The sequence below is a fragment of the Micromonospora sp. NPDC049047 genome (genome assembly GCF_040649135.1).
Lineage (GTDB): Bacteria > Actinomycetota > Actinomycetes > Mycobacteriales > Micromonosporaceae > Micromonospora.
Genome location: NZ_JBEZEY010000014.1, coordinates 148,221 through 161,993, shown reverse-complemented (window position 1 = coordinate 161,993; position 13,773 = coordinate 148,221). Strand labels below are relative to the sequence as shown.

Sequence of the window (13,773 nt, the reverse complement as noted above, 5' to 3'; positions counted from 1 at the left end):
GGGCGGTTGTCACGGCCGCGGAGACCGGAGAACCTGACCGCGTCCGCCCGGACAGCTGAACGAGGGCATCGTCGCGGCTGTCGAAGATCGGGAGCCGCCACGATCGTGGCGGCGCCCCGGCGCGTCTGCGCTGTGGCATCCTCTCTCCCATGCGGCTGGAGAACGTCTGGTTGCGGTACCACCGGCGCGGGCCATGGGTGCTGCGGGGCGTGGACGTGCGGATCGGTCCGGGCGAGGTGGCTGTCGTGCTGGGCCGCAACGGGGTCGGCAAGTCGACGCTGCTCCAGGTGGCCGCCGGGGTGCTGCGGCCCGACCGGGGCCGGGTCACCGACCGGCCGGCACGGGTGGGCTGGGTGCCGGAGCGGTTCCCCGCCGACCAGCCGTTCACCGTGGCCCACTACCTGACCGGGATGGCCCGGGTGGCGGGGTTGAGGGCGACGGCGGCCGACGACGCGGTCGCCTCCTGGATCGACCGGCTCGGGTTGTCCGCCTTCCACTCCGTGCGGCTGCCGGAGCTGTCCAAGGGCACCGCCCAGAAGGTGGGCCTCGCCCAGGCGATGCTGCGGACACCGGGCCTGCTGGTGCTCGACGAGCCGTGGGAGGGACTGGACGCCGCCACCCGCGAGCTGGTTCCCGAGCTGATCGCCGAGGTGCTCGCCGCCGACGGTGCCGTGCTGGTCAGTGACCACCGCGGGGAGACGGTCCGGCTGCCGACCGCCCGCCGCTGGTCGGTGGCCGACGGCGCGCTGACCGAGGAGGCGCCGTCGGCCGAGGAGGCGTTCGCGGTGGTCGAGGTCGCGGTCCCGACCGCGCGGGTCGCCGACACCGTGGCCCGGTTGCGCGCCGAGGGCCACCACATTCTTCGGGTACGCGCCGACGCCCGCCCCACCGCACCGCCGGCCCACCCCGCATCGACCTCCCCGGCCCGGCCGGACGGTGAGCGGGCACCCGGACAGCCCGAGGCCGCCGAGGACGTGCACACCGTCGGCCAGGCAGCGGAGGAGGCCCGGTGAGCGCCCTGGTCCGGATGCGGCTGGCCGGTCTCCTGCGGACCGGCCGGGCACTGGCACCGCTGCTCGCCGGCCTCGTCGTGCTCGGCACGCTCTACGGCGGCGGACGGTCCCAACCGGCCGAGGCGTACGGCGTCTCGGCAGTGGTGCTCTTCCCGGTGCTCGCCTGGCAGACGAAGATCCTGCTCGACGTCGAGCCGGACGTGCAGCGTCGACTGGCCCAGGTGACCGTCGGGGCGGCCCGCGAGCGGCTCGCCGGGCTCCTCGCCGCGATAGTGGCGGCGTTGGCGACGGTGGCCGTCGCGCTGCTCTTTCCGTGGCTGGTCGGCGGGGTCACCGGCCCGGTGGAGCCGGGGGACCGGTCCATCCCGGTCGGGCTCGCACTGGGGTTGTGGGCGCACCTGCTCGCCGTACCCGCCGCGGTTGCCCTCGGCGCGCTGGCCAGCCGGGCGTCGGTGGGCGGTGCCGCGTACGGCGTCGCGGTGCTGGCCCTCGGCGGGGTCGGCGCGGTGGTGCTCGGCCTGAGCGGTTCGGTGGCGCCCTGGCTGGCACCGCCGATCATGGCCGCCGCCCGCACCGTCGGCGGTGACGCGGCGGCGCTCACCCTGCTGGGGCTGTCCGGGTGGGCGCTGGCCTGGAGCGCCGCGGTCGTCGGTGGCTACCTGTGGCGGCGGCGGGCCAACGCCTGAGCGACACCGGCGACTGTGGGGCGGCTCACCGGGGGCGATTTGGCGCTGGTGACGGGGGCGCGTAGTCTTCACACAGTCATCCGTGTTTCCATGGATGAGGAACCACCCAGAGACCGCTGGTCACCGTGCTTCGGCACGGTCGAAGGTCCCGCGACAACGGGCGACCCGCGTAGGGCGGCAAGCGTAACTCGGCAGTGAACATGGTCCGCCGACTGTGTTGATCTGCCGGCCCTCGCCCCGTGCGCCCTGCGCCGGGGCTTTTTCGTTGTCGTGCTGCCTCCGCCCCCGTTCCGGCTTCGGCTGTGACGGGGACCAGCCTCGAGTAACGAGAGAGGAGGGACATGGCGGACAAGCCGATCCGGGCCGACAAGGCCACGGCCGTCGCTGAGCTGACCGAGAGCTTCCGCAGCTCGGGCGCCACCGTGCTGACCGAGTACCGCGGTCTGACGGTTTCCCAGCTCACCCAGCTTCGGCGCTCGCTCGGCGCCGACACCAGCTACATGGTCGCGAAGAACACGCTCGCGAAGCGTGCTGCGACGGACGCGGGCATCACCGGCCTCGACGAGCTGTTCACCGGTCCTACCGCGCTGACTTTCGTTTCGGGCGACGTCGTCGAGGCGGCGAAGGGTCTTCGCGACTTCGCGAAGGCCAACCCGAAGCTCGTCATCAAGGGCGGTGTCTTCGAGGGCAAGGCCATTTCCGCGGCCGAGGTCACGAAGCTCGCCGACCTGGAGTCCCGCGAGGTGCTGCTGGCCAAGCTGGCCGGCGCGATGAAGGGCAACCTGAGCAAGGCCGCGGCCCTGTTCCAGGCCCCGCTGTCGAAGACCGCCCGTCTGGCGGCTGCACTGCAGGACAAGCGCGAGAAGGAGGGCGCCGAGGCGGCCTGAGGCCCCCACGGCGCACCAGTTCTTACTTATCAGCATTAGGAAAGGACGCCAGACATGGCGAAGCTCAGCACCGACGAGCTGCTCGACGCGTTCAAGGAGATGACGCTGATCGAGCTCTCCGAGTTCGTGAAGCAGTTCGAGACGACCTTCGAGGTCACCGCCGCGGCTCCGGTCGCGATCGCCCAGGGTGGCGGCGGCGGCGGCGCCGCTGCGGCCCCGGCCGAGGAGGAGAAGGACGAGTTCGACGTCATCCTCGAGGCTGACGGCGGCAAGAAGATCCAGGTCATCAAGGTCGTGCGTGAGCTGACCGGCCTGGGCCTCAAGGAGGCCAAGGACGCGGTCGAGTCCGCGCCGAAGGCCATCCTGGAGAAGGTCAACAAGGAGACCGCCGAGAAGGCGAAGGCCAAGCTCGAGGGTGAGGGCGCCAAGGTCACCCTCAAGTGACCTGAGCTCCACCAGCGCGTACCCGGCTCGTGAGTCGGGACACGATCGCGTCGCGGCGGGCGGTGATCCGACACGGATCACCGCCCGCCGTGTTCGTGGTTCCGGCGCCGATCTGCCCCTGAGCTGGGCGGGGAAGGTCGCGTCGGCCGATCCGAACGTGTTCGGCGGGTCGCCCTGCGGTGGGAAAGAAGGGCCGACCCGGATACCGGCCCTTGACGCGGCCCCGGACTGCCAGGCACGCTGGCACCAGCAAGACACCGCGCTTGCGACGGCCACGACGTGGGTATGACAGCGGCAGCACCATCAGCCGTGTCGACCTGAGCGGCCCAGTGGGGACGTTGCGTTCTGAGCGGCCCGGCAGCCCCGGTTCACGGGGGCCGAGGCGCGTTCCGCAAACGACCTGCGGGGTGGGCTGGACAGCGGTTAGCCTCTCGGCTACACTGCTAGTTTGCGCTGCCTTCCGACTTGACCCCTGCTTGGAAATGTCCGTTTACGGATAGTTCTGGTGGGGTCATTGGAGTGCACGCGTACCAGCCGTTCTGCAGCACCGGTCCTCGGAAGGACGCATCTTGGCAGCTTCCCGCCCTGCGAAGACCAGTCGTACGTCGAGCGCATTCGCTCCCCGCCGAGTTTCATTCGGCAGGATCACCGAACACCTCGAGGTCCCCAACCTCCTTGCCATCCAGAACGAGTCCTTCGACTGGCTCGTGGGCAACGAGGCTTGGCAGGGCCGGTCGGCGGACGACCCGCACGCACGCTCGGGTCTCGCGGAGATCCTTGAAGAGATCAGTCCCATTGAGGACTTCTCCGGCACCATGTCGCTCTCCTTCTCGGCGCCGCGCTTCGACGAGGTCAAGGCCTCGATCGAGGAGTGCAAGGAGAAGGACCTGACCTACTGCGCTCCGCTCTTCGTGACCGCGGAGTTCACCAACAACACCACTGGCGAGATCAAGAGCCAGACGGTGTTCATGGGTGACTTCCCGATGATGACGCCCAAGGGCACCTTCGTCATCAACGGCACCGAGCGCGTCGTGGTCAGCCAGCTCGTCCGGTCCCCGGGCGTGTACTTCGACAAGCAGCCGGACAAGACCTCCGACCGCGACCTCTCCAGCGTCAAGGTCATCCCGAGTCGGGGTGCCTGGCTGGAGTTTGACATCGACAAGCGCGACACGGTCGGCGTACGCATCGACCGCAAGCGTCGGCAGGCCGTCACCGTCCTGCTCAAGGCCATCGGTTGGTCGGCCGAGCGGATCCGTGAGCGGTTCGGCTGGTCCGAGCTGCTGATGACCACGCTCGAGAAGGACCACATCGCCGGCCAGGACGAGGCCCTGCTAGACATCTACCGCAAGCTGCGCCCTGGCGAGCCGCCGACGCGCGAGAACGCCCAGACCCTGCTCGACAACCTCTTCTTCAACCCGAAGAGGTACGACGTCGCCAAGGTCGGGCGCTACAAGTTCAACAAGAAGCTCGAAGTCGACGTGCCGATCACCACCGGCACGCTGACCGAGGACGACATCGTCGCCACCGTGGAATACCTCTGCCGGCTGCACGCCGGTGAGGAGGGCTACGAGGCCGACGACATCGACCACTTCGGCAACCGGCGCCTGCGCACCGTGGGTGAGCTGATCCAGAACCAGGTTCGGGTCGGCCTCTCCCGCATGGAGCGGGTGGTCCGTGAGCGGATGACCACGCAGGACGTCGAGGCGATCACCCCGCAGACCCTGATCAACATCCGCCCGGTGGTGGCGGCGATCAAGGAGTTCTTCGGGACGTCGCAGCTGTCCCAGTTCATGGACCAGACCAACCCGCTGGCGGGCCTGACCCACCGGCGCCGGCTGAGCGCGCTCGGCCCGGGTGGTCTGTCCCGGGAGCGGGCCGGCTTCGAGGTCCGCGACGTGCACCCGTCCCACTACGGCCGGATGTGCCCGATCGAGACGCCGGAAGGCCCGAACATCGGCCTGATCGGCGCGCTGTCCACCTTCGCCCGGGTCAACCCGTTCGGCTTCATCGAGACGCCGTACCGGAAGGTCGTCGAGGGTCGGGTCACCGACCAGATCGACTACCTGACCGCGGACGAGGAGGACCGGTTCGTCAAGGCCCAGGCCAACGCGCGCCTGAAGGCTGACGGCACGTTCGCCGAGGACCGGGTGCTCTGCCGTCGTAAGGGTGGCGAGACCGAGGACGTCGTCCCCGGTGCCGTCGACTACATGGACGTCTCGCCCCGGCAGATGACCTCGGTCGCGACCGCCATGATCCCGTTCCTCGAGCACGACGACGCCAACCGGGCACTGATGGGCGCGAACATGCAGCGCCAGGCGGTGCCGCTGGTCAAGGCCGAGGCGCCGCTCGTGGGCACGGGCATGGAATACCGTGCCGCGGTCGACGCTGGCGACGTGGTGGTCGCCGAGGTCGGCGGTGTGATCGAGGATCTCTGCGCCGACTACGTGACCATCCACCAGGATGACGGCCACCGCCGGACGTACCTGCTGCACAAGTTCCGCCGCTCCAACGCTGGCTCCTGCGTCAACCAGAAGCCGGTGGTCTTCGAGGGCGACCGCGTCGAGGCCGGTCAGGTCATCGCCGACGGGCCGTGCACCGACGAGGGCGAGATGGCACTCGGGCGCAACCTGCTGGTGGCGTTCATGTGCTGGGAGGGCCACAACTACGAGGACGCGATCATCCTGTCGCAGCGCCTCGTGCAGCAGGACGTGCTCACCTCGATCCACATCGAGGAGCACGAGGTCGACGCCCGGGACACCAAGCTCGGTCCGGAGGAGATCACCCGCGACATCCCGAACGTCAGCGAGGAAATGCTCGCCGACCTCGACGAGCGCGGCATCATCCGGATCGGTGCCGAGGTCGTTCCCGGCGACATCCTGGTCGGCAAGGTCACGCCCAAGGGTGAGACCGAGCTGACCCCGGAGGAGCGCCTGCTCCGCGCGATCTTCGGTGAGAAGGCGCGTGAGGTTCGGGACACCTCGCTGAAGGTGCCGCACGGCGAGACCGGCACGGTCATCGGTGTGCGCACGTTCTCCCGCGAGGACGGCGACGAGCTGCCGCCGGGCGTCAACGAGCTGGTTCGGGTCTACGTCGCCCAGAAGCGCAAGATCCAGGACGGCGACAAGCTCGCCGGCCGGCACGGCAACAAGGGCGTCATCTCGAAGATCCTGCCGGTCGAGGACATGCCGTTCCTCGAGGACGGCACCCCGGTCGACATCGTGCTCAACCCGCTCGGCGTGCCGAGCCGGATGAACATCGGCCAGGTGCTGGAGACCCACCTCGGTTGGGTCGCCAAGACCGGTTGGAAGGTCGAGGGCGACGACGCCGAGTGGAAGCGCCAGCTCCGCTCGATCGACGCGCACGAGTCCGAGGGTGACACGAACGTGGCCACCCCGGTCTTCGACGGTGCCCGCGAAGAGGAGATCTCCGGTCTGCTCGAGTCGACCCTGCCCAACCGGGACGGCAAGCAGCTGATCGGGCGTACCGGCAAGGCGCAGCTGTTCGACGGTCGTTCCGGCGAGCCGCTGCCCGACCCGATCGCTGTCGGTTACGTCTACATCCTGAAGCTCAACCACCTGGTCGACGACAAGATCCACGCTCGTTCGACCGGCCCGTACTCGATGATCACGCAGCAGCCGCTTGGTGGTAAGGCGCAGTTCGGTGGTCAGCGTTTCGGTGAGATGGAGTGCTGGGCGATGCAGGCGTACGGCGCCGCGTACGCCCTGCAGGAGCTGCTCACGATCAAGTCCGACGACGTGCTCGGCCGGGTGAAGGTCTACGAGGCCATCGTCAAGGGCGAGAACATCCCGGAGCCGGGCATCCCGGAGTCGTTCAAGGTGCTGCTCAAGGAGCTGCAGTCGCTGTGCCTCAACGTTGAGGTGTTGTCCAGCGACGGTGTGGCCCTGGAAATGCGCGAGACCGACGACGAGGTGTTCCGGGCCGCTGAGGAGCTGGGCATCGACCTGTCCCGGCGCGAGCCGAGCTCGGTCGAAGAGGTCTGAGGTGAGCGGTCGGGGGCCGGTTCGCCGGCCCCCGACCCCGCCCGAGAATTAGCAGTACAGACGACGACATAGGGGACATAGTGCTCGACGTCAACTTCTTCGACGAGCTGCGCATTGGTCTCGCCACCGCCGACGACATCCGTCAGTGGTCGCACGGCGAGGTCAAGAAGCCTGAGACGATCAACTACCGCACCCTGAAGCCGGAAAAGGACGGGCTCTTCTGCGAGAAGATCTTCGGTCCGCAGCGGGACTGGGAGTGCTACTGCGGTAAGTACAAGCGCGTCCGGTTCAAGGGCATCATCTGTGAGCGCTGCGGCGTCGAGGTGACTCGCTCCAAGGTCCGTCGTGAGCGGATGGGGCACATCGAGCTCGCTGCTCCGGTGACCCACATCTGGTACTTCAAGGGCGTGCCGAGCCGGCTGGGCTACCTGCTGGACCTCGCCCCCAAGGACCTCGAGAAGATCATCTACTTCGCCTCGTACGTCGTGACGAGCGTGGACGCGGAGTCGCGTCACCGCGACCTCTCGACGATCGAGAACGAGATCCTGGCCGAGAAGCGGCAGTCCGAGAACAGCCGCGACTCGGAGATCGAGAAGCGGGCCGCCAAGCTCGAGGCCGACCTGGCCGAGCTGGAGGCCGAGGGTGCCAAGGCGGACGTCCGGCGCAAGGTCAAGGAGGGCGGAGAGCGCGAGATGCGCCAGATCCGCGACCGGGCCCAGCGCGAGATCGACCGCCTGGACGAGGTGCTTGACACCTTCCGCAAGCTGGAGCCGAAGCAGCTGGTCACCGACGAGCTGCTCTACCGCGAGCTGCGCGACCGGTTCGGTGAGTACTTCACCGGTTCCATGGGCGCGGAGGCGATCAAGGCGCTGGTCCAGAACATGGACCTCGACGCCGAGGCCGAGAGCCTGCGGGAGACCATCCGGTCCGGCAAGGGCCAGCGGAAGATCCGGGCGCTCAAGCGACTCAAGGTCGTCGCGGCGTTCCTGAACACCCGCAACTCGCCGCTCGGCATGGTGCTGGACTGCGTCCCGGTCATCCCGCCGGACCTGCGCCCGATGGTGCAGCTCGACGGTGGCCGCTTCGCGACCTCGGACCTGAACGACCTGTACCGCCGCGTGATCAACCGGAACAACCGCCTCAAGCGACTGATCGACCTCGGCGCACCCGAGATCATCGTCAACAACGAGAAGCGGATGCTCCAGGAGGCCGTCGACGCGCTGTTCGACAACGGCCGTCGTGGTCGGCCGGTCACCGGCCCGGGTAACCGCCCGCTCAAGTCGCTGTCCGACATGCTCAAGGGCAAGCAGGGCCGGTTCCGGCAGAACCTGCTCGGCAAGCGCGTCGACTACTCCGGCCGTTCGGTCATCGTGGTCGGCCCGAAGCTCAAGCTGCACCAGTGTGGCCTGCCCAAGCAGATGGCGCTGGAGCTGTTCAAGCCGTTCGTGATGAAGCGGCTCGTCGACCTCAACCACGCCCAGAACATCAAGTCCGCCAAGCGGATGGTCGAGCGTCAGCGCCCGGTCGTGTGGGACGTGCTGGAAGAGGTCATCGGCGAGCACCCGGTGCTGCTGAACCGCGCGCCGACCCTGCACCGTCTGGGCATCCAGGCCTTCGAGCCCCAGCTGGTCGAGGGCAAGGCGATCCAGATCCACCCGCTGGTCTGCACCGCGTTCAACGCCGACTTCGACGGTGACCAGATGGCGGTGCACGTGCCGCTGTCCGCCGAGGCGCAGGCCGAGGCGCGGATCCTGATGCTGTCGTCGAACAACATCCTCAAGCCGGCCGACGGTAAGCCGGTCACCATGCCCACCCAGGACATGGTCATCGGTCTGTACCACCTCACCCACCTCACCGCCGGTGAGAAGGGCGAGGGCCGGGCGTTCAGCTCGGACGCCGAGGCGCGGATGGCCTTCGACAACGGCGAGCTGCACCTGCAGGCCCCGGTGAAGATCCGCCTGCGGTCCGTGGTCGGTGTGGACAACGGTGCCGGCGCCGAGCCGTGGACCGCCCCGGAGGGCTGGGTCGAGGGTGACCCGCTGACCGTGGAGACCACCCTGGGTCGGGTGCTGTTCAACGAGACGCTGCCGCAGGGCTACCGCTTCGTGAACTACGAGATCCGCAAGGGTCAGCTCTCCGCGATCGTCAACGACCTCGCCGAGCGCTTCCCCAAGGTGGCCCTCGCGGCCACCCTGGACGGGCTCAAGGAGGCCGGTTTCCACTGGGCCACCTGGTCCGGCGTGACGATCGGCATGGAGGACGTCATCGCTCCGCCGCGCAAGGCGGAGATCCTGGCGAAGTACGAGAAGGAAGCCGACCAGATCGACAAGCAGTACCAGCGTGGTCTGATGACCGCCGAGGAGCGTCGCGGCGAGCTCATCACGATCTGGACCAAGGCGACCAACGAGGTCGCCAAGGAGATGGACACCGCTCTGCCGCAGGAGAACCCACTGTGGAAGATGATCAACTCGGGTGCCCGCGGTAACCTGCTCCAGCTCCGGCAGATCGCCGCGATCCGTGGTCTGGTGGCCAACCCGAAGGGCGAGATCATCCCGCGGCCGATCAAGGCCAGCTACCGGGAGGGTCTGTCCGTGCTGGAGTACTTCATCTCCACGCACGGTGCCCGTAAGGGTCTCGCCGACACCGCGCTGCGGACCGCCGACTCGGGTTACCTGACCCGTCGTCTGGTGGACGTCTCGCAGGACGTCATCATCCGTGAAGAGGACTGCGGCACCGACCGGGCGATCCCGATGCAGATCGGCGAGAAGCTCGACGGCAAGCTCGTCGTCCACACCCACGCCGAGACCAGCGTGCACGCCCGGACCCTGGCCGACGACATCAAGGGGCCGGACGGCACCGTGGTCGCCGAGCGCGGCCAGGACATCAACTCCATCGGGGTCGACAAGATCGTCGCCGCCGGCGTGGAGACGGTCCGGGTGCGCAGCGTGCTCACCTGCGAGTCGAAGCTGGGCGTCTGCGCGGCCTGCTACGGCCGGTCGCTGCCGACCGGCAAGTCTGTCGACATCGGCGAGGCGGTCGGCATCATCGCCGCCCAGTCCATCGGTGAGCCCGGTACGCAGCTGACGATGCGTACCTTCCACACCGGTGGTGTCGCGGGTGAGGACATCACCCAGGGTCTGCCGCGTGTGCAGGAGATCTTCGAGGCCCGGGTCCCGAAGGGTAAGGCGCCCATCGCCGACACCCCGGGTCGGATCCGGATCGAGGACGGCGAGCGCTCGCGGAAGATCATCGTGGTGCCGGACGACGGCAGCGAGGAGATCGTCTACGACAAGATCTCCAAGCGGGTCAAGCTCCGGACCCACGACGGCGGTCACGTCGCGGTCGGCGAGAAGCTGACCGAGGGCACCATCGACCCGCACGAGCTGCTGCGGATCATGGGTCCGCGGGCGGTCCAGGTCCACCTGACCAGTGAGGTCCAGGAGGTCTACCGCTCGCAGGGTGTGCTCATCCACGACAAGCACATCGAGATCATCATTCGCCAGATGCTCAAGCGGGTGACGGTCATCGACTCCGGCTCGACCGAGTTCCTGCCGGGTGTGCTTGTCGACCGGGCGCTGTTCGAGTCGGAGAACCGCCGGCTCGTCTCGGAAGGCGGCGAGCCCGCCGCCGGCCGTCCGGTGCTGATGGGTATCACCAAGGCCTCGCTGGCCACCGACTCCTGGCTCTCGGCGGCCTCCTTCCAGGAGACCACCCGGGTGCTGACCGACGCTGCGATCAACTCGCGCAGCGACTCGCTGGTCGGCCTCAAGGAGAACGTGATCATCGGAAAGCTCATCCCGGCCGGTACGGGCATCAGCAAGTACCGCAACGTCCGGGTCGAGCCGACCGAGGAGGCCAAGGCCAAGGTCTACTCGATGACCGGGTACCCGGAGACCGACTACGGCTTCGGACCGGCCAGCGGGCAGGCTGTGCCGCTTGACGACTTCGACTTCGGGTCGTACCGCTAACACCAGGCACACGACGAGGCCCCCGGTACCCACCGGGGGCCTCGTCGTATCCGGACCCACCCACCCCGGTCCGAGTTCGGCATGATGGGGGGATGACGACCGCACCCGGGCAGGCGTCCGTCGCGCAGCAGGGGCTGCGCCACCCGTTGGACCCGGATCCGGCCCGAGCCACCAAGGCCCGGGCGGTTTTCGCGCTCGGACTGCTCGGCCTGCTGACCGGGTTGTTCATCGGCGGGGTGGTGCCGGCGACGGTGGCACTGCAACTGGCCCGGCAGGCTCGCCGGGAGGCGTACTCCTCGGGGGGTTTCCTGACCGGCGGCAGGTGGCTGCGGCGCGGAGAGCGGATGGCCTGGGCCGGCCTGGTGCTGGTTGCGGTCAGCGTGGTGACGGCGGTGGTGATCGGCGTGGTGCGGTTGGCCGGTACGCCGTTGGGCCACGACTATCCGGCGAACATGGACTGAGCCGCCGCGCCCGCCGACGGTGCCGGCACCCCCGGCGGTAGCCTGGCCGGTGTCCGCCGTGCGGCGATGGCGGCCTTTCGACAGGAGGACCACGTGACGGATCCGGCGCGGCCCCCTGCGGACGAGCCGGCCGGCCAGCCGGCTCCGTCCGAGCCGACTCCGTCCGAGCACACCGACTGGGCCCGACCGGGCCCGAGCAACGAGGCGCACCCACCCGCGTCCACGCCGAGTTGGGGCGCGCCGCACCCCGGCTGGGGTACGACGAGTCTCCCCGGCTCCGGCCAGGCGGACCCGGGCCCCGGAGTGCCGCCCCCGACACCGCCGAGCTGGGGTCCGCCGCAGTCCGGGCCGGCGGCTCCGCCCGGTTGGGGTCCGCCGGAGTCTGGGGCGGGTGTGCCGCCGGGTTGGGGTCCGCCGCAGTCTGGGGCGGGTGTGCCGCCCGGGTGGGGTCCGCCGGGGTCCGGTTCGGCACCCGGTTGGGCGGGCATGCCGGGCCATCCGGTTCCGCCACCCAGCGACGCCCAGCATCGGCCGCCGAAGCGGGTGGAGACGGTGCCGGGCACCCCGTTCGGGGTCGTGCACCTCGATGTGGCCCCGGTCACGTCGGGGTTGGCCATCGGGTCCCTGGTGGCCGGGATCGCGTCGGTCCTGGTGTCCTTGCTGGTGATCTGCTTCGGCGTGGCCTTCGTGGACGAGGGTGGGGCCTGGGCTTCCGGAGCGTTCGCCGCGCTCGGTTTGCTGGCCGGCGCCGGGGCGGTGGTCACCGGTCTGCTCGGCCGGCGGCAGATCCGTCGGCCGGCCGCGCCCCCTGCGGTCCGGTTCACCGGCCGAGGGCTCGCGGTGGCCGGCATCAGCTGCGGTGCGGCGGGGGCCCTGCTCAGCCTCCTCGGGCTCGGCGTCGCGCTGCTGCTCGCGCTGACCTGAGGCTGGTCACCGCCCGCTGCGGCACCCGACCCCGTTCGGGCCCGTCTGCCACCGTCCGGCCCGGGGCCGACGGGTGGTCCTGCGGGGAAGCCGGTACACTTGTCTCCGTAGGTGCCCATCGCGGGCGACGGGGCAGGACGAGATTCGGCCGGCGGGCGTAGGACAGTCGCCGGGCCCTTCCGTTTTGACCTGGGCGGTTGTGGTAGGTACTCTTTCCCCTTGTGCCCGGGCATGCCCGGGCAACTCGTGCGTGCGCTGTTTCCGGATCCCGGGCGGCGGCACGACAAGCCAAGGATCCGGGGCGGGGCGACCCGCGCGCCGGTGACACAAACCCGATCGCACGCGTGAGCGTCCGCAACGGGACCGCGGAAAGGCGACACGCCCGACCGCGGGTGCCGGGGTCTCCGTGAGGTGGCCCCGGGTCGGAATGTAGGAGAGCCGGTCAGCAGGCCGGCTAACGAGCAGACGGCGCGGCCGCGGATGCGGCCGAAGGGAGCGGAGAAACCCGGTGCCCACGATCCAGCAGCTGGTCCGAAAGGGCCGCCAGGCGAAGACGACCAAGACCAAGACCCCGGCGCTGAAGGGTTCCCCTCAGCGGCGCGGCGTGTGCACCCGCGTGTACACCACCACCCCGAAGAAGCCGAACTCGGCGCTGCGCAAGGTCGCTCGCGTGAAGCTCAGCAGCCAGATCGAGGTGACCGCCTACATCCCGGGCGTCGGTCACAACCTCCAGGAGCACTCGATCGTGCTCGTGCGCGGTGGCCGGGTGAAGGACCTCCCCGGCGTGCGTTACAAGATCGTCCGCGGTTCGCTTGACACCCAGGGTGTCCGCAACCGCAAGCAGGCGCGCAGCCGTTACGGCGCGAAGAAGGAGAAGAGCTGACATGCCGCGTAAGGGACCCGCTCCGCGGCGGCCACTGGTCGCTGACCCGGTGTACAACTCGCCGCTGGTCACCCAGCTGGTGAACAAGATCCTGCTCCGCGGCAAGCGTCAGCTCGCCGAGTCGATCGTGTACGCGGCCCTCGAGGGCTGCCGCGAGAAGTCCGGCACCGACCCGGTCGTCACCCTCAAGCGGGCGATGGACAACGTCAAGCCGACCCTCGAGGTACGCAGCCGTCGGGTCGGTGGCGCCACCTACCAGGTGCCGGTGGAGGTCCGCCCGACCCGGGCGACCACCCTGGGCCTGCGCTGGCTGGTCACCTACTCCCGCGCCCGTCGCGAGAAGACCATGGTCGAGCGGCTGATGAACGAGCTGCTGGACGCGAGCAACGGCCTCGGTGCCGCCGTCAAGCGGCGCGAGGACACGCACAAGATGGCCGAGTCGAACAAGGCCTTCGCGCACTACCGCTGGTAACACCCTGGTTCCGGCGCCTCTGGGCGCCGGAACC

Annotated in this window: 10 protein-coding genes; all 10 read left to right on the top strand. The window is 69.3% G+C overall.

The window, feature by feature from the left end:
- Positions 1 to 149: 149 nt before the first annotated feature.
- Positions 150 to 1,013, top strand: coding sequence for an ABC transporter ATP-binding protein (locus AB0B86_RS22260; RefSeq protein WP_357419729.1), 864 nt, complete (start codon positions 150 to 152; stop codon positions 1,011 to 1,013).
- Positions 1,010 to 1,699, top strand: coding sequence for a hypothetical protein (locus AB0B86_RS22255; RefSeq protein WP_357412679.1), 690 nt, complete (start codon positions 1,010 to 1,012; stop codon positions 1,697 to 1,699). Before AB0B86_RS22260 ends, AB0B86_RS22255 begins: the two co-directional genes overlap by 4 nt.
- Positions 1,700 to 2,040: 341 nt before the next feature.
- On the top strand, positions 2,041 to 2,586 hold the full coding sequence (gene rplJ / locus AB0B86_RS22250) for a 50S ribosomal protein L10 (protein ID WP_282264458.1): 546 nt from the start codon (positions 2,041 to 2,043) through the stop codon (positions 2,584 to 2,586).
- A 54-nt stretch (positions 2,587 to 2,640) separates the two neighbouring features.
- Positions 2,641 to 3,030 carry a 50S ribosomal protein L7/L12 gene (gene rplL, locus AB0B86_RS22245; protein ID WP_357412681.1) on the top strand — a complete coding sequence of 130 codons (390 nt, stop codon included), beginning with the start codon at positions 2,641 to 2,643 and terminating at the stop codon, positions 3,028 to 3,030.
- A 569-nt stretch (positions 3,031 to 3,599) separates the two neighbouring features.
- A complete protein-coding gene (locus AB0B86_RS22240) occupies positions 3,600 to 7,031 on the top strand; it encodes a DNA-directed RNA polymerase subunit beta (protein ID WP_357412683.1) in 3,432 nt (1,143 codons plus the stop codon).
- Positions 7,032 to 7,111: 80 nt separating this feature from the next.
- Complete coding sequence (locus tag AB0B86_RS22235; protein ID WP_357412685.1) at positions 7,112 to 10,999, top strand: DNA-directed RNA polymerase subunit beta'; 3,888 nt, start codon at positions 7,112 to 7,114, stop codon at positions 10,997 to 10,999.
- A gap of 92 nt (positions 11,000 to 11,091) precedes the next feature.
- Entirely contained in the window at positions 11,092 to 11,460 is a 369-nt protein-coding gene (locus AB0B86_RS22230; RefSeq protein ID WP_357412687.1) for a hypothetical protein, read from the top strand.
- A gap of 552 nt (positions 11,461 to 12,012) precedes the next feature.
- Positions 12,013 to 12,384: a hypothetical protein gene (locus AB0B86_RS22225; RefSeq protein ID WP_357419731.1), complete on the top strand. Its 372-nt coding sequence runs from the start codon at positions 12,013 to 12,015 to the stop codon at positions 12,382 to 12,384.
- A 508-nt stretch (positions 12,385 to 12,892) separates the two neighbouring features.
- Entirely contained in the window at positions 12,893 to 13,267 is a 375-nt protein-coding gene (gene rpsL, locus AB0B86_RS22220; protein WP_007465318.1) for a 30S ribosomal protein S12, read from the top strand.
- A gap of 1 nt (position 13,268) precedes the next feature.
- Positions 13,269 to 13,739 carry a 30S ribosomal protein S7 gene (gene rpsG, locus AB0B86_RS22215; RefSeq protein ID WP_007465317.1) on the top strand — a complete coding sequence of 157 codons (471 nt, stop codon included), beginning with the start codon at positions 13,269 to 13,271 and terminating at the stop codon, positions 13,737 to 13,739.
- Positions 13,740 to 13,773 lie beyond the last annotated feature (34 nt).

Bases quoted from the DNA above. Each gene is read 5' to 3' on its own strand.
- rpsG (WP_007465317.1), top strand. From the start codon at position 13,269: ATGCCGCGTAAGGGACCCGCTCCGCGGCGGCCACTGGTCGCTGACCCG.
- rplL (WP_357412681.1), top strand. From the start codon at position 2,641: ATGGCGAAGCTCAGCACCGACGAGCTGCTCGACGCGTTCAAGGAGATG.
- rplJ (WP_282264458.1), top strand. From the start codon at position 2,041: ATGGCGGACAAGCCGATCCGGGCCGACAAGGCCACGGCCGTCGCTGAG.
- AB0B86_RS22230 (WP_357412687.1), top strand. From the start codon at position 11,092: ATGACGACCGCACCCGGGCAGGCGTCCGTCGCGCAGCAGGGGCTGCGC.
- AB0B86_RS22260 (WP_357419729.1), top strand. From the start codon at position 150: ATGCGGCTGGAGAACGTCTGGTTGCGGTACCACCGGCGCGGGCCATGG.